The organism is Neotamlana laminarinivorans (assembly GCF_020523925.1).
Lineage (GTDB): Bacteria > Bacteroidota > Bacteroidia > Flavobacteriales > Flavobacteriaceae > Neotamlana > Neotamlana laminarinivorans.
In genome coordinates this window covers 187,051-210,370 of the sequence record NZ_JAJAPW010000003.1, presented here as the reverse complement: position 1 = coordinate 210,370, position 23,320 = coordinate 187,051, and the positions used below count along the sequence as shown (strand labels likewise).

Here is a 23,320-nt window from a genome sequence, read left to right as displayed (position 1 = left end):
AATTGTCTGTTCAAAAACTTTATTTTAAAAATGACACAGAATGGAGAACCTGGTTACACTGCAACTATAATTCTTGCAAAGGTGTATATTTAATTTTTTATAAAGTAAATCATGAAGCTGCATCTATGCGCTGGGAAGAAGCAGTAAAAGTTGCGCTTTGCTATGGTTGGATAGATTCTACTGTAAAAAGTTTAGGCAATGGTAAACGTCAACAATATTTTTCTCCTAGAAATGCTAAAAGTGTTTGGAGCGCCGTAAACAAACGTTACATTGATTCTTTAATTAAAGAAAATTTAATGCACGAAAGCGGATTAAAAAGTATTGAAATTGCAAAAGAAAATAAAAGTTGGTTTGCTTTAGATGATGTTGAAAAAGGTATAATTCCTGAAGAATTACAAATAGAATTTAAGCAAAACACAAAAGCATTTAATAACTTTAATAATTTTGCCCCATCTTACAGAAAAAGCTATTTATATTGGTTAAACCAAGCTAAACGTAAAGAAACAAAACAAAAACGTATTGCTGAAATTATAAAGCTATGCGAAGCCAATATTAAATCTAGAACAAACAGATAGCCATTACTATTCTACACATTTTAAACCTTCAATATTTTCAATTTTAATCTTTTTTCCGTGTGCAGATATTAGGCCTTCTTTTTTAAATTGAGATAGAATTCTTATTGCAGACTCGGTTGCTGTACCAACAATATTTGCATAATCGTCTCGAGTTAAAACAATATTTAATAAGCCATCGGCATCTACACCAAAATTCACATTTATATATAAAAGTGTTTCTGCTAACCGTTTTTTAACAGATTTCTGTGCCATATCTACAATAACATTGTCTGCTAATTTTAACTCTTGAGCTAAACTTTTTAATAAATCTACAGAAAAATCAATATCACTTGTAAAACCATTTTCAATTTCTTGTTTGGGTAAAAAACACACCCTCATGTTATTAACAGCAATTGCTGTTAAATTCGCAGGCTCATTAGAAATTAACGATCGTTGCCCTAATAATTCACCTGCATTAGCTAATCTTACAATTTGATCTTTGCCATTAGAACTAAGTTTTGTTAACTTACAAGCGCCTTGTTTAATACAAAACACACCATTAATATTATCGCCTTCTTGAAAAAGCACATCTCCTTTTTTAAAACTTAATGATGTTTTACAACCCGACAAGCCAACTAACGCATACGATTTTAAAGATTTTAAAGCATTGCATTGCCTAATAGCACATTGCTCACATTTACTAATACCCATAACCCTCTTTTAATGCAATACCAAAAATGGTATATTTTTATAATAACTAATTTCTTTTGCTAAAGGATGGAATAAAATGTGCTGAAAATAATTTAAATTTTTAGCAAGCATGGTTATTAATCCTACTTGTTTTGAAATTACAAATTCCTCAATAGCATTTTCCATTTTTTTATGAGTTAAAAAATGGAAACTATGTTCAGTTTCTGCAAAATAATCTTCTAAATACTCAATATTTCTTTGTTGACTTTCATTTAAAACCAAATCTTTTTTACTTATGTGCAATAACTCAATTTCAGATTTATACTCGTTAATGAGTTGGGTTATTGGCTGTAATGTATCGATGTTATAATTAATAGAAAAGTCTGTTGGAAACGCTATTTTTTTTGGAACAACATATTTTGCATTTTCTGGTACTATAAGTGTATTACATTTAACTTTGGTTATAACGTTACCAGCATTTGTACCTACAGTTCGCTCTGTACAGCCAGAGACACCTTTGGTGCCCATAACAATTAAATCTATACTTTTTAATAATACTTGCTCTCTAATTGCATTAATTAAAGAATCGTTGTTAGCTATTGTAAAAAAGTGATGCTTTTTATTTTTTGTAAACTCTTTTTTTGCTTGGTTTACAATATCTTTTAAAAACCTATTTATTGATGTTTTTTTTACGTTAATTACAGTTGAATGATTGTTTAGGTTTGACTCACTATTATCTATTTCTGCCTCAACATGTAAAATATAAAAATTACAAACGGCATCTTTATATAAATTAACCGCATACCTAATGGCATTCAAAGAATTTTCCGAAAAATCTGTTGGTATTAAAATATTTTTCATCCTCACTTATACTTTTAAGCAAAAGTAGGTGGGATATTTTTATTTAAATATGACCAAAATCATACCTATGTATTTAAACTAAAACCTGCTAATTTATATGGTGTAATTTATTAATATCTAAAATTTTAATATTTCTACCCTCAATTTCAATAAGTCCCAAATCTTTAAAACTAGACAAAGTTCTAATTAAACTTTCTTGGGCAACACCGGCAACACTAGCTAAATCGTTTCTAGATACACGAATTGCATCGTTTGGTTTTCTGTTTATTTTTTCGGCAAATTTAATTAAGGTAATTGCGGTTCTGCGCTTTACCGAACTATAAGCCATTTGTAGTAATTGATCTTTTACATCGGTAATATTGTCGGTAAGTAATTGTATTAACTCTAAAGTTACTTTATGATTACTATCTAACACATCTTCAAGTACTTGCTTTGACAATGCTACTAACTGCGAATCTTGCATTGCTGTTGCAGTTTCTTGGTATGGTGTAATTTGGTTTAACGAATTGTAACCAAACAAATCGTCTTCTTTATAAAGTGCAGTTGTTAAATATTTACCTTGTTCGTCTAGTTTATGGCATTTTACTAAACCTTTTGATATTAGGTAAACCTTATTTGAATGTTGGCCTTCTTCAAAAATTAAATCGCCTTTTTTGTAAGCAACCTCTTCTCCGTTATCTTCAAAAAAGTTTTTTAAATCGTTTAACGAACGTAGTTCATCTTCTTTTTCTCCGCTTTCTTTCGCAAGGCGTTCCTCATTTAATATAGCTGCTTTTGCTATACGGCTATTAATGGCACTAATTAACTCTTCTTCTTCAAAAGGCTTAGTAATGTAATCGTCGGCACCTAAATCCATGCCTTTTCGTACATCTTTACGCTCGGTTTTTGCAGATAAAAATATAAAAGGTATATATTTAGTTGCTTCTGCGCTAGCAAGGTTTTGAAGTACTCCATAACCATCTAACTCTGGCATCATAATATCGCATACTACTATATCTGGAAGTTCTTTTTTAGCCTGTTCTACTCCCAATTTTCCGTTTGGTGCTGTAACTACGTTAAAATTAGAAAGCTCTAATAATTCTTCGGTGTTTTCTCTTAATACGGCATCATCTTCAATAAGTAAAACCTTTTTCATTGTTTTGCTGTGTTTGGTAGTTTAAATATAAATTCGCTTCCTTTATTTTCTTCGCTGGTAAAACTAATAGAACCTCCTAAATTTTCAATATGACTTTTTACAATATTTAGCCCAATACCCGTGCCTTGGGTTAGCAACGCATTTTCTGCTCTAAAATATCGGTTAAAAATATTTTTTTGTTCAGTTTTAGGTATTCCTATACCATTGTCTTTTACTATAAATGTTGTAGTGGTATCGTTTTGCTGAATATTAATATCTATAATAGTGTTTTCAGAGGAATATTTAACCGCATTGTTAACTAAATTTGATAGTGCCAACTCCACAGTTTTTTCATCTTGGAACATTGAGCATTCATCAATGTTTTCTGGATAGTTAATTACTTGTCCCTCTTTTAACAGCATATTCGCATTGTAAATAACCTCGTTTACAATTTTACTAACATTAAAATTACTGTAATTGTACTTTATTTTTCCAGATTCTAACTTCTCGACAGATAAAAAATCGTTTAAAATATTATTTAAATAATGTACTTTATCTGTTATCGTTTTTATGTGTTTATCTCGTTTTTCTTGTTGTTCACTTAATTTGTATTTACCTAACAACATCGCAGAAGTTAATATACCACTTAAAGGGGTTTTAAACTCGTGCGAAACCAACGATAAAAATTTTGTTTTTAGCTCGTTAAGTTCCTTTTCTTTTTTTAAAGCTTTTACGGTTTTCCCTTGGGCTTCAATACGCTTTTTTATTTCTTCGTCGAGTTCTTTATTTACAATAGTTAAAGAATCTACAGTATAACGTAATTCTTTAGTACGCTGTTTTACTTCTTCTTCTAACTTATTGTTTAACCTCAATAATTCTTCTTCTTGTTTCTTACGCACAGAAATATCAATAACTATAGCCATAACGTAACTTTCTCCTTCTATCTCTAAAGGATTTAAACCGGCCTCTACAGGAATAGCATTTCCGTTTTTACATATACCATACAAATCGCGCCCGTGCCCCATTTGCCTACGCTCTTTATGCGCCATGAAGTTTTCTACATTATCACTATGAGAATGGTGATAATCCTTTGGAATTAAAACTAATAAATCCTGATTTAAAAGCTCATGCTTAGAATACCCAAACATGTTTTCTGCAGAAGCATTTGTAGCTACAATTTTTTGCTGCTCGTTTACTACAATTACACCCTCGGAAACAGCATCGAAAAGCACATTAAATACGTCGTTATTATTTAGCATTTATACGTTTTAAATTACAAAATATTGAGGTAAAAATAGACAAAAGCTGATTAATATCATATTTTTTAAAAGGTGAAGTATAAATATTTGCATCAGGTATTTAGGAGCAAATATTATGAAAAAAACAACTTGTTTTCACTGTGGAGATCCCTGCGAAAGCCAACATGTTACATATCAAGAAAAAGACTTTTGTTGCAACGGTTGTAAAACGGTTTATGAAATTTTCTCTGAAAACGATTTAACCTGCTATTACGATTTACAACAAACGCCAGGTGCAACACCCCAAGATATTGAAGGTAAATACGATTTTCTTGAAGATAAAATTATAATTGAAAAACTAACTGAATTTAATGATGGTAAACACCAAATTGCCACCTTAACTATTCCGCATATTCATTGTAGTTCTTGTATTTGGATTTTAGAAAACCTAAACAAACTCAACCCTAATATTACGGCTTCTCAAGTAAATTTTGGTAAAAAAACAGTTAGAATCACCTATAAAACCAAAGCGTTTTCGCTTAAAGAAGCGGTATTATTACTAAGCAAAATTGGCTACGAACCTTATATTTCTCTTGAAGATTTTAGTACAGGTAAAAGCAAAGTTAATCGCAGCTTAATTTACAAATTAGGTGTTGCTGGTTTTGCCTTTGGTAATGTTATGTTTTTATCGTTTCCAGAATATTTTGAAGTTAATGAATTCTGGCTAGAGCAATATAAAACCGTATTTCGCTGGCTTATGTTTACATTTTCCTTGCCTGTTGTATTTTATGCTGCTCAAGATTATTTTGTATCGGCCTACAAAGGTTTAAAAAGTAAATTACTAAATATTGATATTCCTATAGCGCTTGGTATTTTGGTTTTATTTATACGAAGCACCGCCGAAATTGTTTTAAATATTGGCACTGGCTTTTTCGATAGTTTAACAGGTTTAGTTTTCTTTTTATTACTAGGAAAATATTTTCAGCAACGCACCTATAATTTTTTGTCTTTCGAACGCGATTACAAATCGTATTTTCCCATTGCAGTAACCAAAATTCATAAAGGAGAAGAAAAACCTATTCAAGTTTATGATATTAAAAAAGGCGACCGATTATTAATTAGAAACGAAGAACTTATTCCTGTTGATGGCATTTTAATTAACGGAAATGCCAACATTGATTACAGTTTTGTTACCGGTGAATCTGAAGCTGTAAAAAAAGCCTCTGGAGATAAACTTTTTGCTGGAGGAAAACAAACCTCTGGAAGTATTGAAATAGAAGCTTTAAATGCTGTAGAACAAAGTTACCTAACACAACTATGGAGCAACGATGTATTTAATAAAAATAAAGAAGATGGCTTTACAACCTTAACAAACACCATAAGTAAACGGTTTACTATTATTGTATTAAACATAGCCATAGTTGCCACTACATTTTGGTTATTTGTTGATGCCTCCAAAGCTTTAAACGTATTTACTTCTGTTTTAATTATTGCTTGCCCTTGTGCAATTGCACTTTCTGCGCCTTTTACTTTAGGAAATTTGTTGCGCATTTTTGGTAGACTAAAATTTTATTTAAAAAACGCATCGGTTATCGAGCAACTTGCCAAAATAGACACTATTATTTTTGATAAAACAGGCACTATAACTTCAAATAAAAAAACGAAAACAACCTATCAAGGCTCAAAATTAACGCCAAACGAAGAAATTTTGCTAACGAGTACGTTAAGACACTCTAATCATCCGTTGAGCAGATCTCTATACAAATTGCTTCAACAAAATAATATTGAAAGTTTAGACTATTTTGAAGAACACTTAGGAGAAGGTATTTATGGGAAAACACAAAACGAATCTATTAAAATAGGTTCTGCAAAATATGTTGGGCAACTTCAACCGGAAACCGAATTAAGTACAGCGGTTCATATTAGTACAAATAATACTTACAAAGGCAAATTCACTTTTTATAATGCTTATAGAAAAGGCATTTCAAAGTTATTCAATCAATTAAAAACTAATTACGATTTAGCTATTCTTTCAGGAGATAACGCTAGCGAATTAAACAACCTAAAAAAGCTATTACCAAGCAAAACCAAACTTATTTTTAATCAAAAACCAAACGACAAGCTAGAATACATAAAACACCATCAAAACAATGGCGCTAATGTGCTTATGATTGGCGATGGTTTAAACGATGCAGGTGCACTAGCACAAAGTAATGTTGGTATTGCTATTTCAGAAAACATAAATGTATTTTCTCCTGCATGCGATGCCATTCTTGACGCTTCAAAATTTAATCAATTATATCATTATATAAAGGCATCAAAAGTCGCTATAAAAATTATAAAATGGAGTTTTGTGTTCTCCTTTTTCTACAATGCTATTGGTTTATACTTTGCCATCACGGGGCAACTTATGCCTGTAATTGCAGCTATATTAATGCCATTAAGCTCTATTAGCATTGTGGTTTTTACAACCATTGCCACAAACATTTTAGGCCAGAAATTAAAATAAAAAACTTATGAAACATGATAAATATCATCTTTTAAAAAAAGATGCCAACGTAATTTTGAACCATAACTTCAAGTAGGTATGAGTGTTATATATGTATTACTAACCATTAGCATAATCATTACTATCGTCTTTTTTATTGGCTTTATAAAAGCTGTAAAATCTGGACAATATGATGATGATTACACGCCATCTGTACGCATGCTTTTTGAAGATGAATTGGTTAAAACCAAACCTAACAAAACCATTAATAAAACTAAAGTTTAATTAACTATTATGGAAGTACAACAATTTTATTACGACAACAAGATTGTTAAAAAGTTCTTACTCGCCACCATGATTTGGGGTGTTGTAGGTATGCTTGTTGGCCTACTTTTGGCCTTTATGTTTTTATTCCCTAACCTTACCGACGGTATTTCGTGGCTAAGTTTTGGTCGTTTACGCCCATTACATACCAACGCTGTTATTTTTGCCTTTGTTGGTAATGCCATTTTTGCCGGGGTTTACTACTCATCGCAACGCTTACTAAAAGCTAGAATGTTTAGCGATGTGCTAAGTAATATTAACTTTTGGGGCTGGCAATTAATTATTGTTGGTGCTGCTATTACACTTCCGCTAGGTTTTACTACCAGTAAAGAATACGCCGAATTAGAGTGGCCGTTCGATATCGCAATAGCTGCTGTTTGGGTGGTTTTTGGCTGGAATTTAATAGGAACTATTTTAAAAAGAAGACAACGCCACATGTATGTTGCCATTTGGTTTTACTTGGGCACGTTTGTTACGGTTGCTGTACTGCATATTTTTAATAGTTTAGAATTACCGGTTAGCGGTTTAAAAAGTTATTCGGTTTACGCTGGTGTTCAAGATGCTTTAGTACAATGGTGGTACGGGCATAATGCAGTTGCCTTCTTTTTAACAACCCCATTTTTAGGGCTAATGTATTATTTTGTTCCAAAGGCTGCAGACAGACCTATTTATTCTTACAGATTATCAATTGTACACTTTTGGTCATTAATATTTATTTATATCTGGGCAGGACCTCATCACTTATTATACACAGCTTTACCAGAATGGGCGCAAAATTTAGGAGTAGCATTCTCGGTAATGTTATTAATGCCGTCTTGGGGTGGTATGATAAACGGACTTTTAACCTTACGTGGTGCTTGGGATAAAGTACGAACAGATCCTGTTTTAAAATTTATGGTTGTTGCTATAACAGGTTATGGTATGGCTACGTTCGAGGGGCCAATGCTATCACTTAAAAATGTAAACGCCATTGCGCACTTTACAGATTGGGTTATTGCCCACGTTCATGTTGGAGCCTTAGCTTGGAACGGCTTTTTAGCCTTTGGTATGATTTATTGGTTAATTCCACGATTATTCAAAACTAAACTATACTCAACAAAACTTGCTAATTTACATTTCTGGATAGGTACTTTAGGTATTATTATGTATGCATTACCTATGTATGTTGCTGGATTTACACAAGCCAGTATGTGGAAACAATTTAATCCAGATGGCACTTTAGTTTATGGTAACTTTTTAGAAACTGTTTCTGAAATTATACCAATGTATTGGATGCGTGCCATAGGCGGATCGCTTTACATCATCGGTATGTTTGTATTAGCTTACAACGTTATTGTTACCATGAAAAAAGGTAGCCAAGTAACCGATGAATTAGCTGAAGCTCCTGCCCTTCAACGTGTTTCAAAAAGACGAATTGCTGGAGAAACTTTTCATACCTGGTTAGAGCGTAAACCTGTACAATTAACCATTTTAGCAACTATAACCATATTAATTGGTGGTATAATTCAAATTATACCAACTATAATGGTAGAATCTAACATTCCAACAATTGCCAGTGTAAAACCATACACACCTTTAGAGCTTGAAGGTCGAGACATTTACATCCGCGAAGGTTGTGTAGGTTGCCATTCGCAAATGGTGCGCCCATTTAGAAGCGAAGTTGAACGCTACGGCGATTATAGTAAAGCAGGCGAATATGTTTACGACCATCCATTCCTTTGGGGAAGTAAGCGTACAGGACCAGATTTACATCGTGTAGGTGGAAAATATTCAGACAACTGGCACCTAAACCATATGTACGACCCGCAAAGCACCTCTTCTGGTTCTATTATGCCAGCTTACCAATGGCTAGTTAGAAATGAATTAGATAAATCGATGACCGAATCTAAAATGAAAGCCATGGTTAAACTAGGTGTACCATACACCGAAGACGATATTGCAAATGCACAAAAAAGTATGCTAGAACAAGGCACACAAATAGAGCAAAACTTGTATACCGATCCTGATTTTGCTGAAACTTATGAAGCCGATAAAAAAGCTGGTGGAGATGTATTTATTGAAATGAGAAATCGTGAAATAACCGCTTTAATAGCTTATTTACAACGTTTAGGAACCGATATTAAAGTTCAAGAAATAGAAGAAACCCTAACCACACTAAACCAATAAAGTTATGTTGAAGTTTGTAAAAAACCATATGGAGAGCATTACGGGTATAGAAATTTACCCATTAATCTCCTTACTTATATTTTTCATCTTTTTTGTAGCCCTGTTTTGGTGGGTTATTACAGCACAAAAAGACTATATAAACACCGTTAGTCAATTACCATTAGATAAAAAACCTAACCAATTATGAGACAGTATTTCCCCTCTTGGATTCGAGTTCCTGCCTTATTCTTCATCATTGCAGCTTTCGCTGAATATGTTATAGACTCAGGCGATAAACCAGCATTTATAGAATATCCTTTGTTATCATTATTCTTAATTTTAGTATTGCTTATTTTAATTGCCATTGAAGGCATAGTAAGCGCCATGAGAAATTTAGTGTACCAAAGTTTAAACGAAGAAGCTAAAGCTCGTTTTGATGCTCAAAATGCAAAACCATCTAAATTTGTTAGCTGGATTAAAAAGATGTACAGAAAGTTATTAGGCTCTAAACCTATAGAAGAAGAACACGAAATAATTCTAGATCATAATTACGATGGCATTCGCGAGTTAGATAATTCTTTACCACCTTGGTGGATTTACAGTTTTTACATTTCAATTGCATTTGCAGCTATATACCTTTTAAAATATCATGTATTTAATGGTGAAGGACAGTTTGATGAACTAGAACAGGAATATGCCGAAGCTAGAATTGCTATTGAAGAATACAAAAAAACCGCAAAAGATTTAGTCGATTTTAATACTGTTGAATTGCTTACCGAAGCCACAGATTTAAACAATGGAAAGAAAATTTTCGACACCAATTGTGTAGCCTGCCATAAAGCCGATGGTGGCGGTGGAATTGGTCCAAATTTAACCGACGAATATTGGATTTTAGGCGGTGGTATTAAAAATGTATTTAAAACCATTTCTGAAGGTGGTCGAGACGGTAAAGGTATGATTGCCTGGAAACAAAACTTAAAACCATCAGAAATTGCGCAAGTAGCAAGCTACGTATTAAGTTTTCAAGGCACAACACCTGCCGAACCTAAAGAAGCACAAGGCGATTTATGGGTTTCGGAAGATACACCACAAGAAACTACCGAAACCAAAACAGATTCTATAACGGCACAATAAACTTATTAAGTGAGCCAAAAAAACCAAAATAACGAAAATTTTAGAGACTCTATTGGTACCATTACCAATGAAGGCAAGCGTGCATGGGTTTATCCTAAAAAACCTAGTGGGAGATTTTACGATAAACGTAAAATGGTTAGTTACGTGCTGCTTGCCTTCTTATTTGGTGCACCTTTTATAAAAATAAACGGTAACCAATTTTTAATGTTTAATGTATTAGAACGTCGATTTAACATTTTTGGATTTCCGTTTTGGCCACAAGATTTTCACTTATTTGTAGTTTCCATGATAATAGGTGTTGTTTTTATAACACTTTTTACTGTAGGTTTTGGTCGTATTTTTTGCGGATGGATTTGCCCACAAACCATTTTTATGGAAATGGTATTTCGTCGTATTGAATACTGGATTGATGGCGACCGAAATAAACAACGAAAACTAGATAAACAAGAATGGAATGCCGAAAAAATTAGAAAACGACTTTTAAAATGGTTTATATTTTTAATTATATCATTTTTAATAGCCAACATATTTTTGGCCTATATAATTGGTAGCGACAAACTAATTGGTTATGTAATTGATGGGCCTTCAGCACATTTAAACACACTATTTCCACTACTTATTTTTACAGGAGTGTTCTATTTTATTTTCGCTTGGTTTAGAGAGCAAGTTTGTATTATTGCTTGTCCTTACGGAAGATTACAAGGGGTGTTATTAGACAACAAATCTATTGTAGTTGCCTACGACCACAAGCGTGGTGAAGGCGAAACCGGACGCAAAAAATTTAGAAAAAACGAAGACAGAACAGCTCTAGGACATGGCGATTGTATCGATTGTTTACAATGCGTAAATGTTTGCCCAACAGGAATTGATATTAGAAACGGCACACAGTTAGAATGTGTAAACTGTACCGCTTGTATAGATGAGTGCGACCATATTATGGAAAGCATTAATTTACCAAAGGGCTTAATTCGTTATGCTAGTGAAGATGAAATTGAAAAGAAAGAAACATTTAAACTAACCGCCAGATTAAAAGGTTACATAGCCGTGTTAACTATTTTAATTGGTGTTTTGGCAGGCATGCTGCTTTTGCGAAACGATGTTGAAGCTAGAATTTTACGATTACCTGGGCAACTTTACGAAAAAAAAGAAAACAACATTATTAGTAATGTGTTTACCTATAAACTCATTAACAAAACCACAACAGAAATAGACAATGTTAGTTTTAAACTTAGAAATATTAATGGTGATATAAAACTTGTTTCAACTACTGATGATTTTACCGTTCCTGAACAAGGTATTGCAGAAGGCACTTTGTTTATAGAATTAAGTAAAAGTGATTTAAAAGGTGATAAAAATAAATTGACTATTGACGTGTATAGCCATAATAAACTTATTGAAACAACAACGGTTAACTTTTTAGGGCCTCGAAGTTATCATTAAGTTGGTTGATGGTTGATGGTTGATGGTTGATGGTTGATGGTTGATGGTTGATGGTTGATGGTTGATGGTTGATGGTTGAATATTAATAAAAAAATAGCATTATGAAAATAAATTGGGGAACTGGTATAGTACTAGCCTTTATAGGCTTTATAGGTTTTATTATGTATTTCGTAGTAACCATGAGTACCGATAATAAATACAACCACGATTTAGTAACCGAAGATTATTACAAACAAGAACTTAATCTTCAAGATAATATCAACAAAGAAAAAAACTCAAAAAAACTAAAACATAACATTACATACAAAAAAACCGACAGAGGGATATTATTAATTTTCCCTGAAAATTTTGATGAAAAAAAAATAACAGGAAAAGTGTTCCTATACAGACCATCTAACAAGCAATTTGACTTTGAAACAGCTATTTCATTGTCAAACCACAATTTGCTCATACCTGAAACCCGTTTGTTAGGTGGTCGTTGGAACATTATAGTCGATTGGAATTATAACGACACGCCATATCGATTTACAAAACAAATTATTTATTAAACAAAGGATCTCGACTGCGCTCGATCTGACAAAAACGGATAATCAGTAAAAAAAACAAAAAGTAACATGCTTTGGTCTGCTTTTATATTAGGTTTATTAGGAAGTTTTCACTGCGTTGGCATGTGTGGCCCTATTGCTTTTATGCTACCTGTAGATAGAAGCAACTCGGTTAAAAAAATAAGTCAAATTACTATTTACCATATTGGGAGGTTATTGGCCTACGGGCTAATTGGGTTAGTGTTTGGGTTAATTGGCAAAAACCTATACATTTTTGGGTTTCAACAGCAATTATCAATCATCATTGGTATTTTAATTATTGTAGTGGTTTTACTTCCTTATAAAACTTTTAATAAATACAACTTATCTAAACCATTGCATAAAATAATTGCTAAAGTTAAAAGTCAACTTGGTTTAGCTTTAAAAAAGAAAACAGCCGATACTTTTATAACTATTGGCTTTCTTAACGGATTTTTACCTTGCGGATTAGTTTATATGGCGGTCCTGGGGAGTTTGGCTAGTCCAACTATTTCGCAAGGTTTTTTATATATGATTTTATTTGGTATGGGTACTATACCTTTAATGACTTCGGCCATTTATTTAGGCAAGTTTTTAAATGCCGCTATAAAACAACGCATACAAAAAGCTATTCCTGTTTTTGTAATTATAATTGGTTTGCTATTTATTTTACGGGGTTTAGGCTTAGGAATTCCATACATTTCGCCTGCTCCTGTTAGTGAAATAGTTTCTAACAACATGAATTGCCATTAAAAAATTAAACATCTAGATTTAAGTTTTATATTCTTTTCGTATAATTTCTGCCCCTGCACTTAAAGCACTTAATTTACCTCTTGCTACATTTCTGGTTAAAGGAGCCATACCACAGTTTGTACAAGGGTAAAGATTTTCAACATCTACAAACTCAAGCGCCTTACGTAACGTATTTGCAACCTCTTGCGGTGTTTCTATTGTGTTATTTGCAACATCAATAGCGCCTACCATAATTTTTTTACCACGCACGAGCTCCATTAAATTAAAAGGCACATTCGAATTGTGACACTCTAAGGAAACTATATCAATATTAGATTTTTGAATTTTCGGAAATATTTCTTCATATTGTCGCCACTCTGAACCTAATGTCTTTTTCCAGTCGTTATTCGCTTTTATTCCATAACCATAACAAATATGTACAGCTGTTTCGCACTTCAATCCTTCAATAGCTCTTTCTAAAGCCGCCATTCCCCAATCGTTTACTTCTTCAAAAAACACATTAAAAGCAGGCTCATCAAATTGTATAATATCTACCCCAGCTTCTTCCAACTCTTTAGCTTCTTTATTAAGTACTTTTGCAAATTCCCAAGCCAATTTTTCTCGGCTTTTGTAATGCTTATCAAACAAAGTATCTACCATAGTCATGGGACCAGGTAACGCCCATTTTATAGGCTTATTTGTTTGTTTTCGTAAAAATTTAGCATCGTTAACAAAAACAGATTTTTTACGCGCAATTTCGTCAACAACTACAGGAACACTTGCTTCATAGCGATTACGAATTTTTACTGTTCTACGGTTTTCAAAATCTACACCACTTAAATGTTCTATAAAAGTAGTTACAAAATGTTGTCGCGTTTGCTCGCCATCGCTAATAATATCAATCCCTGCTAATTGTTGTTCTTGTAATGAAACAATTAAAGCATCTTGTTTGCCTTCATGCAATTTGTTACTTTCTAAATTCCAAGGAGACCATAATTTTTCTGGTGGAGCAAGCCATACAGGTTTAGGTAAACTTCCAACAGTTGAGGTTGGTAATAATTTTTTCATAAAAAAATTGTTATATGTTGTATTATTTAAATAGAGAAATTAGCAGACCACTGCTCTAAAAAACTTTTGTAAGGTTTGATAAAGTTTTTTTCAGCAAATTTGCCTTGTGCAAACCCTAATTTAGCTCGCTCTTCTCTATCGTAAATAATTTTTGTTACAGAATAATCTTGATTTTTTAAACTAGCATTGTAGCTAAGTCCAGCAGCAGAATTGGCATTATAAATTTCTGGCCTATAAATTTTCTGAAAAGTTTCCATTGTACTAATAGTACTAATTAACTCCAGATTTGTATAATTTTCTAGTAACCCTTCACTGAAATAAAATGCTAAAGGTGCAACGCTATTGGGCGGCATAAAATAACGAACTTGCAAACCCATTTTATAAAAATATTCTTCTGTTAAAGAAGATTTATTAGTTTTATATTCAAAACCTAATATGGGATGATAATTTCCGGTTCGATTATAGGTTTTATTACTAGATACACTTAAACAAATAACAGGTGATTTAGTAAAATGTTTACCGTAAATCTCTGAATTTACAAAACACTTAAATATATTACCATGTAGCTCACCAAAGTTATTGGGAGTACCGTAATGGTCTTTATTTTTATTGTACTGAGGAAGTAACACGCTAAAATCATAATCTCGAATGTAAGAAGAAAAGTTATTTCCAACTATACCCTCTAAACGTTTACCAGTTTTATGGTCGTTAATGTACGTTTTTAAAACCTCAATAGTAGGGAATGTATTATTATTACCATTAATGGTTATATCTACAGAAAAAATTTCTAAATCAACGGTATATCTATCTTTATTATAATTATCCCATTTTGCTAGGCTATTAAAACGATTATTAATCATGTTAATAGTGTTACGCAAGTTTACCTCACGATTTTCGCCTCTTGCTAAGTTTGCAAAATTTGTAGTAGTGCGTGTGTTACTACATGGAATATAGTTTTCGTTAAAAAAAGTTTTATTTATGTTGAACGAAACTTTTGGTTTGTTAATATTATTGGAGTACTTAAAACCCTTTTTTTTATTTGTGTCTATTTCCCTTGATTCGACCAATTTCATTTGATTATATTTTACAGATTTAATACCTGACAAATCTCAAAATAAAAGATCAATTAATTTAATAATACAATTAATTTAGAATATTTTACTTAAAAACATATATTTGAAGATATTTTATCTTTAATAAATTTTAAAAATGGCAAAAACAGATAATTATTCTTTAGAAAACCTTGATGTTATTGATTTAAAGTTACTCAGGATACTTCAACATAATGCAAAATTAACTACCAAAGAGATAGCTTCTCGCGTTAATTTATCTGCTACGCCAGTTTACGAAAGAATAAGACGTCTTGAAAAAGCGGGGATTATAGAAAAATATGCTGCTATTGTAAATGCAGAAAAAATTGGTAAACAATTAACTGTATTTTGTAACATTACTTTAAAAGAGCATACTAAAGAAATAGGCAATAAATTTGTTAAAGATATTGTTTCACTTAAAGAAGTTGTTGAATGTTATAATATTTCGGGAGATTACGATTTTTTATTAAAAATAATGGTGAAAGATATGAAACACTACCAATCTTTCGTAATTAATGAATTAGGTGATGTAAAAAATATAGGAAGTGCTCATAGCACCTTTGTTATTGGTGTTATTAAGCATAACTACGCTGTACCTATATAAAGAAGCGCATAAAAGTTACAACATAAACACTACTAGCCCTTTATAAGTTTATTAAACTACTTTAACATAATTCTATTAGTTAGTTTATACTTAATTAAAAACATCTAAAATATTTATTAAGCTTCTGTTTTTACATGTATAACAATTATATAGTTACTTCCAAGTCCAATTTAATTCATTTACGTATTCTGCTCCTATCTCAGTAACACGTTTTTTAAATTCAATATTGTTTTCAACTGCGTTTTTTGGAATAATAAAGGATAAATCTGTAATTAATTTCAGAAAAAAATGATTTTCAGTTTCAATTAATTGTTTTAACTCGGTACTGCTTATTTTACTTTCAGATGTGGAGCTTTTAACATATATAAAGTCCTTTGTTAACTCCATTTGTAAAGGCTTTTCAACTCGATTTTTGTAATTTTCGTTAATTTGTTTTTTAAAATGTCTTTTAAAATTCCATTTGGAATACTTTGGATAAAATACAAACCAAAGCAAACCAAAAAAACCAATTATACCTCCAACTATGTTATTTTTATTTATGTAAGCAAAGTATAACCCAATTAAAATGTAAACTATAAAAACGAAATACTTTGCACGCTTACGCTTCTTTTTTATTAATTGGGATTTTGATGATGTGTATAATTGATATTCTAGAAAATCAAAATTAGTAAGTATGTAGTTTATTTTCATTTTAGGTTAGCACTGTTTTGTGTAATGTTTGTGGTGTAATTTAGTAGATAAAATAACAAATATAAGCCAAATAGAATATGGGTAATGATTTTTTGTAATTAAGATAAAACTAGCAATAAGCTATTATATTTAGTGTTGTAAGTAGTTTTTAGTTATATATCCTAATTCTATTAATTCACTTTCTTCATTAATTTGTTTTAAAAATCCGTTTTGTAAATATACAATGCTATCCGCTAAATTTATTACATTTTCATAATCGTGATCAGTTATAATATAGCCTTTGGTTAATTTTAATTTTTTAATGTATTTAACAATATACTCTTTTACAATCGGACTAACCCCATTAAAAGGTTCATCAAGTAATATAAATTCTGCCTTTGAGTGAATAATTAGTAATATTTCAATTATTCTTATTTCTCCACCTGATAAATTTTGTTTTTTTTTATTTAATAATGGTTTTACATATTCGTTTTCCAATACTACTTTTCTATTCTTATTGTCAAGGAATAAGTATATTAATGATTTTATTGAAATGTTATTGGGCAAGAAACTATCTTGAGGTAAATAGTTAATTAAATTTCTTCCATCAGATAGATTTTTTATGACTTTGCCTCCAATTTTAACAAATTTACTATCTGCTTTTTCAGTTCCAAAAATAATTTTTAGAAGAGTTGATTTTCCAGAACCATTTCGTCCAATAAGTCCTTTAATTTCTCCTTTTTCACAAAACAGAAACACATCACTTAATACAACTTTATTATTGTAAGATTTAGTAATACTATCGACATGAAGATTGTTCATATTACACTTAAAATAATAAAATTAATTAATCCAATAACAAATGTTGAAATCCATAATTTCGTTTTATTTAATCCTAAATTGAAGTAATAATAATATTGATTACTGTTTAATATATCATAAACAAATAAATGAACAAATGTAGATATCATTAAATAGAATACTCCAATTATTTGATGACTTGCTTTAATTATTAAAGCAAGTGACAGCGCTAAAAAGTAAGATATAAAGAAAATTTTTCTTTGGAAAAGCAATATGTTTTTAACAATTCTCAATAGTTTGATTAAAATTTTATAACGGTTTTACGTATGTCTCGTTATGAAAAATCAGCTATGATTTTCCGCCGTAGCCTAAAGATAACAAATAAGCGTTGAATTCCGATTAGGAATTCAATCGCAATGAATTAAACCCATTGTTGTAATTAGTTTTTATTTCAGTTTAGTCCATGAGTATTTTCCAAGGAACCTGTTTAATCGTACTTTCCAATTAATTGGTTTATCCATTTTTGGATTATATGCACAGATTCTAAATTTCCGCAAACTAATTTCCACTTCGTATCCTCCATATTTTGTCGTTCGGAGTTCGGTCTCTTTTATTTCTTTAAAATTCCTGGAACCACATCTTGGACAGTTTTCCAATTCCGTTTATCCAACAGGTGTAGTCAGTTTCGCAATTTCGGAGTTTGTCAAACCTCTATTTTTTAATTCAGATTGAATTTTTGCTTGAGATTCTGGCATAAATTCATTCCGACGATATTTATAGAAGAAAGCGAGTTCTTTGTTAGTCAAGTTATGTAAATACTCTTTTAAACTTTCTTTTTTCAGAATTAATTACAACGTGTTTGTATATAGTTTTTTAAGAATGAAAAAAGCCTATCAAAATTTGATAAGCTTATATAACAATTCTTAATAAGAAAATTAAATTTCTCTTAAGATAATTCGTCTATTCCTTTTCTTTCAGTTTTCATAATATTAATATTTAGGTTAATATTGATAATCAAATATAGGATAATATTTCAATAAAGTCAATTAATTAACTTTTATTTATTTCTTCTCAAAACTCATGCCAAATCCTTGCTTTGGGAAAATCAAGCTTTTTCTATGCTTTCTATGAATTTGATTTTCAAATTCTACATGCACATGCTCAAATTTTTTAATTAAGCCTATATTGAAGAATGAAACACAAACATTTTTAGGGTAACTTATTGCTACATCCATATTTTTAGTGAAATGATTTAATCTAAATAATTTATAATTCTCATTTTTAAGAGAATATCTTCTCTTGTATTTTGACTCAACTTTATGAGGTCCTTTACCTTTTATATCCATAAAATATCTTGAAAAGTTTTTATCGTCTACAGTTTCAGGGTCTTCTTTTGTTTTTTGTTCATTACCATTAACTTTAAAATATTCAAGCTCATTTATTATACTAGAGCTTTCAACATCATCTTGTTGGGTAATTGTTGTTTCTAATGTCAGAGTTATATCATCTTCATTTTTGGCTACAATTACATCATAGGTACATGTTTGAGTGTAAAAAATATTAAAGTCTTTATCTATTTTTTCAATATTTATTGTAACGAAATAGTCTTTATAATAGTATTTAGAATTGGTTGGGAAATAGTTATCTAAAATTATTTGTTCTAAATCTTTGCTTATTTTTTTAAATTTTCTATCATAAATAATTTTAGATATTTTACTCCATAATTCAGGTAAATCTCTTCTGTTTTTTATGAAATCAGTTTCTAACATTACTTTACTAACTTCATCTTTGAATATTCCTGTAAATTGTATTGATTTTAATACAGAAGCAAATACACCTGAAGATAGAATGGCTATTCCTGCTTTTTCCAGTATACTATTCCACCATACGTTTGTAATCGAACTAGATAACCACAATATTAATATTGAAACGATTATTAGTATCCAAAAAAGGTTTTTATAAATCCAATCTCTAGTATCTTTCCAATTCATCTTGATAGATTATTTAAGTTAGTCGAAAGTTAGTGTTTTCTAAATTATGCACAACACCCAAATATCAGGAAAGTTAAATATAAAAAAAATACCACAAAAAAAAGGCTAACCCATTAAGGTTAACCTCTTTTCTAGTTTAATATATTTATTTAGTTATTAAATTTTAAAAGTCATTACTGGTAAAACAGCGTGGTTTGCAACATCTTCAGAAATACTTCCTTCTAAAAAGTGAGCAATTCCTTTTCTACCATGTGTTGCTACTGCAATTAAATCGGCATTAATTTCGCTAGCTTGGTTTAAAATACCGGCCTCAACAGAATAGTTAGAAACAAAACTTGTATTTGCCATACGGTTTGTGTTGCCCTCTGCTTCGGTTAAAAAATTGGCTACTTTTTCTCTCATTTCTTTTGAGGTTAAAAAACGGCTTGGTGTATTTACGTATAATAAGTTAACCTCAACATTTAAAGCTTCAAATTTTGCTAAAGCTTTTTTATACACCTCAACAGATTCGCTTGAAAAATCTGTAGCAAAAAGTACTTTTTTAAATCCTTCTATTTTTATATCATCTTTTAATACTAGTACAGGTATGTTTGAGTGTCTTACCACTTTTTCGGTATTACTACCAACAAAAATTTCTGAAATACCGCTAGAGCCATGCGATCCCATAATTATTAAATCGGCGCTGTGGTCTTCGGCAACATCACTTATTTCACTAAATACTTTAAAATGCTTTACAATTGGTGTTACACGAACTCCTTGTAAATAATCTTTTTGCAAGAATTCTTTAAACTTTTTTTCTGCTAATTTTAAATAAAAAATGGCTTCCTGGTTTTGCTCGAATCCATCTTTTGTTAAAACGGCTTCAGACAATTCTAGCATATGTATTGCTAAAACTTCACCATTGTTTTGCTTTGCCATTGTAGCTGCAGCTTCTAGTGCATATTCTGAATAAATTGAAAAGTCGATAGGTACAATAATTTTTTTCATGGTATTATATTTTTAGGGGTTTTATTTTTTGTTGTTTTATTACATTAAGGTACAAAATTTTTAGCTTTTTTTAAAGAGAATTAACGTTTAAATTGTCATGGAAAACAACTGTTTTTGGGGTTGTTTTTCTTGCAATAACACATCGAAAGCCATACAAACATTACGCACAAAAGGCTTTCCTTGTTTTGTAATTTTAAGTGTATTATTTTCAATTACAACTAACTCATCTTTTAACATTTCAGACAGTTTATTTATGGTGCTATCTAAACTTTTAAAAGTTAAATTATTATTGCTCCAAGAGGTTTTATAATGGCACATTAAATTAAGTATGTGCTGCCTAATTACTAAGTCTTCTTCATTTAAAATGTGACCACGAAATACAGGTATTATATTATATTCTAATAAATGATAATATTCCTCAATGCCTTTTACATTTTGAGAAAACCCATACCAACTATCGCTAATAGATGATACACCTAAGCCAATCATCATTTTAGTTTTTGATGCCGTGTAACCCATAAAATTTCTATGTAATTTTTGGTTTGTCATTGCTGTATAAAGTGAATCGTTTGGTAATGCAAAATGGTCCATACCTATTTCAGAATATCCTGCATCGGCCAACAATACTTTTCCAATTTCATATTGTAAACGTTTTTCTTCTGCTTTTGGCAAGTTATTTTCGTTAAAACCACGTTGCCCATTACCTTTTATCCATGGTGTGTGAGCATAACTATAAAATGCAATTCTATCTGGTTTTAACTGTCTTGTTTTGGCAATAGTTTCTCGAATATGGTCTACTGTTTGAAAAGGAAGTCCGAAAATAATATCGTGTCCTACACTTGTATAACCTATAGTTCTAGCCATTTCGGTAACCCGTTTTACGTTTTTAAATGGCTGAATTCTGTGTATTGCTTTTTGCACAGCATCATTATAGTCTTGAACGCCAAAACTAACACGCTTAAACCCTAAATTAAACAAGGTTAATAAATGTGCTTCTGTTGTATTATTAGGATGCCCTTCAAAACTAAACTCATAATTATCGGCTAAAATAGCTTTACGAGTTATACCGTTTATTAACCGATTTAAGTTTAATGGCGAAAAAAAAGTAGGTGTACCACCACCTAAATGTAATTCTTTTATAATAGGTTTTTCATCGAAAAGTTCGCAGTATAAATCCCACTCCTTTAATATGGCAGTTATATAAGGCGATTCTACTTCGTGACGTTTAGTAATACGCTTATTACAACCACAAAATGTGCATAAGCTTTCGCAAAAAGGCAAATGAATATAAAGACTTATACCCTCTGCAACATTACTTTGACTAAATACTTGTTTTACAGAGTGTTTCCATTGTTTTAAGCTAAAGGTATTATTATCCCAGAAAGGTACTGTTGGATAACTTGTATACCTTGGCCCAGGAATATTATACTTTTTAATTAAATGTTTTTGGCTCATACCTAATAATTTAAGCCAAAACTAAATCTAGAAAAAAGAAAAAACCATGACGAATGTCATGGTTTTGCATATTGAATATTTTTTTGAATTTAAAATATATTTGATTCCATGGTTCTTTGGTTAATAGAACTATTAAATACTTCTATCATTCGCTTGGCAATACCTGTCCATCCAAAATTACGACGTGCAAAACGAGCGCCCTCTACCGAAAGTTCGTTTCTTAATTTAGGATATAACAGCGGCATAGCCATCATTGCTCCAAACTCTGTTGGTCTGTGCGGATCTGCAAATAAGGCTTGATTTCCAAAATCAATTAAATCGTATAAACCACCATGTACCGTTACCACACTTGGTGTACCGCAAGCCATAGCCTCGATAGCTACCATACCAAAAGGTTCATAACGCGATGGCATTGCAAATATATTTGCTGCTCGGTAAACGTTTGCTAAATCTTCGTCTGCTACATAACTTTTCCAAGTAATTTTATCTAAAACGCCTAATTCTCCTGCAATTTTTTTTAATCCCTCAACACCTTTATCGTCTTGTTTTGAGCTATCGCCACCAATGGCTGCTACCAAGCGTGCTTCCGGACAAAGCTCGAAAACTGTTGGTAAAGATTTAATTAGTAAATCGTAACCTTTGTTATGAGCCATTCTGCCTAACGCTAAAATATCGGTAGGGTGTATATCGTATTTGGCTCTAATTTTATCGTTTTCTTTGGTTGGTACTGGAAAGAAACGATTTTCGTCTATTCCTGGAGGAATCATTCCGCAATTACGTGGCAAAACATCATATTGTTGTGTTAACAAATCTACCTGAGGTAATGTAGTTGCAATAACATAATTGCACATTTGATACACAAAATACTCCTTACGAATACGTTCTTTAAAACGGTATTTTTCTTCCATTTCTTTTTCGTCCATATCGCTACCCATAGTATGCTGTTTCCACCAACCTAGAGAGTGCGGAGTATGAACGTGCGATATACCAAGTTCTTCTGCTATTTTCTGTCCTGCCCAACCAGCATCCCAGTAGTGCGAGTACACAACATCGTAACGTTTACGTTCTTTTTTTATAGCTGCAAGGCAATTGGTTACAAACTTTTTTAGGTGATCGTGCATATCTTCCTTACGAATAAACTTTTTACCGCCAAAAGGTATACGCCATACACTATAATTTTCGTCTACATGATCATATTCTGGTTGATCTTCAAATTGACGCGTAACTAAATCTACTTTTTTGCCTAAACGACTAAATCGTTCAGCGAGTTCTAAAACGTAAACTACTTGTCCTCCTGTATCTGGTTTACCTAATTCGGCATTTGCTCCTACATATCCGTGTAAGGATATCATTAATATTGATTTCATAGTT

At 31.4% G+C, this 23,320-nt stretch carries 22 protein-coding genes; 10 read left to right on the top strand and 12 right to left on the bottom strand.

What is annotated here, in order from left to right; genetic code table 11:
- Nucleotides 1-2: 2 nt before the first annotated feature.
- Nucleotides 3-575, top strand: coding sequence for a YdeI/OmpD-associated family protein (locus tag LG649_RS07645; RefSeq protein ID WP_226542948.1), 573 nt, complete (start codon nucleotides 3-5; stop codon nucleotides 573-575).
- A gap of 6 nt (nucleotides 576-581) precedes the next feature.
- Here the strand turns inward: LG649_RS07645 and LG649_RS07640 are convergent, their stop codons facing one another.
- The 4 genes from LG649_RS07640 to LG649_RS07625 form a co-directional block, all read right to left on the bottom strand.
- Complete coding sequence (locus LG649_RS07640) at nucleotides 582-1,265, bottom strand: Crp/Fnr family transcriptional regulator (protein WP_262904482.1); 684 nt, start codon at nucleotides 1,263-1,265, stop codon at nucleotides 582-584.
- Nucleotides 1,266-1,274: 9 nt separating this feature from the next.
- Nucleotides 1,275-2,105, bottom strand: a complete 831-nt coding sequence (locus LG649_RS07635; protein WP_226542946.1) for a universal stress protein — start codon at nucleotides 2,103-2,105, stop codon at nucleotides 1,275-1,277.
- Nucleotides 2,106-2,193: 88 nt separating this feature from the next.
- Nucleotides 2,194-3,240 (bottom strand): response regulator, encoded by a 1,047-nt coding sequence (locus LG649_RS07630; protein ID WP_226542944.1) that lies wholly within the window; start codon nucleotides 3,238-3,240, stop codon nucleotides 2,194-2,196.
- Nucleotides 3,237-4,478, bottom strand: a complete 1,242-nt coding sequence (locus tag LG649_RS07625; RefSeq protein WP_226542942.1) for a PAS domain-containing sensor histidine kinase — start codon at nucleotides 4,476-4,478, stop codon at nucleotides 3,237-3,239. Before LG649_RS07625 ends, LG649_RS07630 begins: the two co-directional genes overlap by 4 nt.
- Nucleotides 4,479-4,593: 115 nt before the next feature.
- On the opposite strand from LG649_RS07625, the gene LG649_RS07620 reads away from it, so the two are divergent.
- From LG649_RS07620 to LG649_RS07585, 8 genes are all read left to right on the top strand, one after another.
- A complete protein-coding gene (locus LG649_RS07620; protein WP_226542940.1) occupies nucleotides 4,594-6,966 on the top strand; it encodes a heavy metal translocating P-type ATPase in 2,373 nt (790 codons plus the stop codon).
- Nucleotides 6,967-7,044: 78 nt separating this feature from the next.
- A complete protein-coding gene (gene ccoS, locus LG649_RS07615) occupies nucleotides 7,045-7,230 on the top strand; it encodes a cbb3-type cytochrome oxidase assembly protein CcoS (protein ID WP_226542938.1) in 186 nt (61 codons plus the stop codon).
- Between the two features lie 9 nt (nucleotides 7,231-7,239).
- The gene (ccoN, locus tag LG649_RS07610; RefSeq protein WP_226542936.1) at nucleotides 7,240-9,435 is read left to right on the top strand and encodes a cytochrome-c oxidase, cbb3-type subunit I; all 2,196 of its coding nucleotides are present in this window, start codon (nucleotides 7,240-7,242) and stop codon (nucleotides 9,433-9,435) included.
- Nucleotides 9,436-9,439: 4 nt separating this feature from the next.
- Entirely contained in the window at nucleotides 9,440-9,622 is a 183-nt protein-coding gene (locus LG649_RS07605) for a CcoQ/FixQ family Cbb3-type cytochrome c oxidase assembly chaperone (RefSeq protein ID WP_226542934.1), read from the top strand.
- Nucleotides 9,619-10,548: a cbb3-type cytochrome c oxidase N-terminal domain-containing protein gene (locus tag LG649_RS07600; RefSeq protein WP_226542932.1), complete on the top strand. Its 930-nt coding sequence runs from the start codon at nucleotides 9,619-9,621 to the stop codon at nucleotides 10,546-10,548. Before LG649_RS07605 ends, LG649_RS07600 begins: the two co-directional genes overlap by 4 nt.
- Before the next feature lie 9 nt (nucleotides 10,549-10,557).
- Nucleotides 10,558-11,988, top strand: coding sequence for a cytochrome c oxidase accessory protein CcoG (gene ccoG, locus LG649_RS07595; protein WP_226542930.1), 1,431 nt, complete (start codon nucleotides 10,558-10,560; stop codon nucleotides 11,986-11,988).
- A gap of 101 nt (nucleotides 11,989-12,089) precedes the next feature.
- Entirely contained in the window at nucleotides 12,090-12,536 is a 447-nt protein-coding gene (locus tag LG649_RS07590; protein ID WP_226542927.1) for a FixH family protein, read from the top strand.
- Between the two features lie 66 nt (nucleotides 12,537-12,602).
- A complete protein-coding gene (locus tag LG649_RS07585) occupies nucleotides 12,603-13,304 on the top strand; it encodes a sulfite exporter TauE/SafE family protein (protein WP_226542925.1) in 702 nt (233 codons plus the stop codon).
- 18 nt (nucleotides 13,305-13,322) lie between these two features.
- On the opposite strand, the gene LG649_RS07580 is transcribed toward LG649_RS07585, so the two are convergent.
- The gene (locus LG649_RS07580) at nucleotides 13,323-14,351 is read right to left on the bottom strand and encodes a methionine synthase (protein ID WP_226542923.1); all 1,029 of its coding nucleotides are present in this window, start codon (nucleotides 14,349-14,351) and stop codon (nucleotides 13,323-13,325) included.
- Nucleotides 14,352-14,377: 26 nt separating this feature from the next.
- The gene (locus LG649_RS07575) at nucleotides 14,378-15,424 is read right to left on the bottom strand and encodes a putative oxygenase MesX (RefSeq protein WP_226542921.1); all 1,047 of its coding nucleotides are present in this window, start codon (nucleotides 15,422-15,424) and stop codon (nucleotides 14,378-14,380) included.
- A 136-nt stretch (nucleotides 15,425-15,560) separates the two neighbouring features.
- Here LG649_RS07575 and LG649_RS07570 point away from each other — a divergent pair, with 136 nt between their 5' ends.
- On the top strand, nucleotides 15,561-16,046 hold the full coding sequence (locus LG649_RS07570; RefSeq protein ID WP_226542919.1) for an Lrp/AsnC family transcriptional regulator: 486 nt from the start codon (nucleotides 15,561-15,563) through the stop codon (nucleotides 16,044-16,046).
- Nucleotides 16,047-16,199: 153 nt separating this feature from the next.
- On the opposite strand, the gene LG649_RS07565 is transcribed toward LG649_RS07570, so the two are convergent.
- The 6 genes from LG649_RS07565 to LG649_RS07540 all read right to left on the bottom strand — a co-directional run bounded on the left by LG649_RS07565 (nucleotide 16,200) and on the right by LG649_RS07540 (nucleotide 23,316).
- A complete protein-coding gene (locus LG649_RS07565) occupies nucleotides 16,200-16,736 on the bottom strand; it encodes a YcxB family protein (RefSeq protein ID WP_226542917.1) in 537 nt (178 codons plus the stop codon).
- A 129-nt stretch (nucleotides 16,737-16,865) separates the two neighbouring features.
- Entirely contained in the window at nucleotides 16,866-17,537 is a 672-nt protein-coding gene (locus tag LG649_RS07560) for an ATP-binding cassette domain-containing protein (RefSeq protein WP_226542915.1), read from the bottom strand.
- Nucleotides 17,538-18,577: 1,040 nt separating this feature from the next.
- Nucleotides 18,578-19,507 carry a hypothetical protein gene (locus LG649_RS07555; protein WP_226542913.1) on the bottom strand — a complete coding sequence of 310 codons (930 nt, stop codon included), beginning with the start codon at nucleotides 19,505-19,507 and terminating at the stop codon, nucleotides 18,578-18,580.
- A 156-nt stretch (nucleotides 19,508-19,663) separates the two neighbouring features.
- A complete protein-coding gene (locus tag LG649_RS07550; protein ID WP_226542911.1) occupies nucleotides 19,664-20,494 on the bottom strand; it encodes a universal stress protein in 831 nt (276 codons plus the stop codon).
- Nucleotides 20,495-20,581: 87 nt separating this feature from the next.
- Nucleotides 20,582-21,949: an oxygen-independent coproporphyrinogen III oxidase gene (gene hemN, locus LG649_RS07545; RefSeq protein ID WP_226542909.1), complete on the bottom strand. Its 1,368-nt coding sequence runs from the start codon at nucleotides 21,947-21,949 to the stop codon at nucleotides 20,582-20,584.
- Between the two features lie 89 nt (nucleotides 21,950-22,038).
- On the bottom strand, nucleotides 22,039-23,316 hold the full coding sequence (locus LG649_RS07540; RefSeq protein WP_226542907.1) for a glycosyltransferase: 1,278 nt from the start codon (nucleotides 23,314-23,316) through the stop codon (nucleotides 22,039-22,041).
- Nucleotides 23,317-23,320: the final 4 nt, after the last annotated feature.

What these genes read in the sequence shown, in the direction of transcription:
- LG649_RS07640 (WP_262904482.1), bottom strand. Translation starts at nt 1,265, where the DNA reads ATGGGTATTAGTAAATGTGAGCAATGTGCTATTAGGCAATGCAATGCT.
- LG649_RS07635 (WP_226542946.1), bottom strand. Translation starts at nt 2,105, where the DNA reads ATGAAAAATATTTTAATACCAACAGATTTTTCGGAAAATTCTTTGAAT.
- LG649_RS07630 (WP_226542944.1), bottom strand. Translation starts at nt 3,240, where the DNA reads ATGAAAAAGGTTTTACTTATTGAAGATGATGCCGTATTAAGAGAAAAC.
- LG649_RS07625 (WP_226542942.1), bottom strand. Translation starts at nt 4,478, where the DNA reads ATGCTAAATAATAACGACGTATTTAATGTGCTTTTCGATGCTGTTTCC.
- LG649_RS07620 (WP_226542940.1), top strand. Translation starts at nt 4,594, where the DNA reads ATGAAAAAAACAACTTGTTTTCACTGTGGAGATCCCTGCGAAAGCCAA.
- ccoS (WP_226542938.1), top strand. Translation starts at nt 7,045, where the DNA reads ATGAGTGTTATATATGTATTACTAACCATTAGCATAATCATTACTATC.
- ccoN (WP_226542936.1), top strand. Translation starts at nt 7,240, where the DNA reads ATGGAAGTACAACAATTTTATTACGACAACAAGATTGTTAAAAAGTTC.
- LG649_RS07605 (WP_226542934.1), top strand. Translation starts at nt 9,440, where the DNA reads ATGTTGAAGTTTGTAAAAAACCATATGGAGAGCATTACGGGTATAGAA.
- LG649_RS07600 (WP_226542932.1), top strand. Translation starts at nt 9,619, where the DNA reads ATGAGACAGTATTTCCCCTCTTGGATTCGAGTTCCTGCCTTATTCTTC.
- LG649_RS07590 (WP_226542927.1), top strand. Translation starts at nt 12,090, where the DNA reads ATGAAAATAAATTGGGGAACTGGTATAGTACTAGCCTTTATAGGCTTT.
- LG649_RS07585 (WP_226542925.1), top strand. Translation starts at nt 12,603, where the DNA reads ATGCTTTGGTCTGCTTTTATATTAGGTTTATTAGGAAGTTTTCACTGC.
- LG649_RS07580 (WP_226542923.1), bottom strand. Translation starts at nt 14,351, where the DNA reads ATGAAAAAATTATTACCAACCTCAACTGTTGGAAGTTTACCTAAACCT.
- LG649_RS07575 (WP_226542921.1), bottom strand. Translation starts at nt 15,424, where the DNA reads ATGAAATTGGTCGAATCAAGGGAAATAGACACAAATAAAAAAAAGGGT.
- LG649_RS07570 (WP_226542919.1), top strand. Translation starts at nt 15,561, where the DNA reads ATGGCAAAAACAGATAATTATTCTTTAGAAAACCTTGATGTTATTGAT.
- LG649_RS07565 (WP_226542917.1), bottom strand. Translation starts at nt 16,736, where the DNA reads ATGAAAATAAACTACATACTTACTAATTTTGATTTTCTAGAATATCAA.
- LG649_RS07560 (WP_226542915.1), bottom strand. Translation starts at nt 17,537, where the DNA reads ATGAACAATCTTCATGTCGATAGTATTACTAAATCTTACAATAATAAA.
- LG649_RS07555 (WP_226542913.1), bottom strand. Translation starts at nt 19,507, where the DNA reads ATGAATTGGAAAGATACTAGAGATTGGATTTATAAAAACCTTTTTTGG.
- LG649_RS07550 (WP_226542911.1), bottom strand. Translation starts at nt 20,494, where the DNA reads ATGAAAAAAATTATTGTACCTATCGACTTTTCAATTTATTCAGAATAT.
- hemN (WP_226542909.1), bottom strand. Translation starts at nt 21,949, where the DNA reads ATGAGCCAAAAACATTTAATTAAAAAGTATAATATTCCTGGGCCAAGG.
- LG649_RS07540 (WP_226542907.1), bottom strand. Translation starts at nt 23,316, where the DNA reads ATGAAATCAATATTAATGATATCCTTACACGGATATGTAGGAGCAAAT.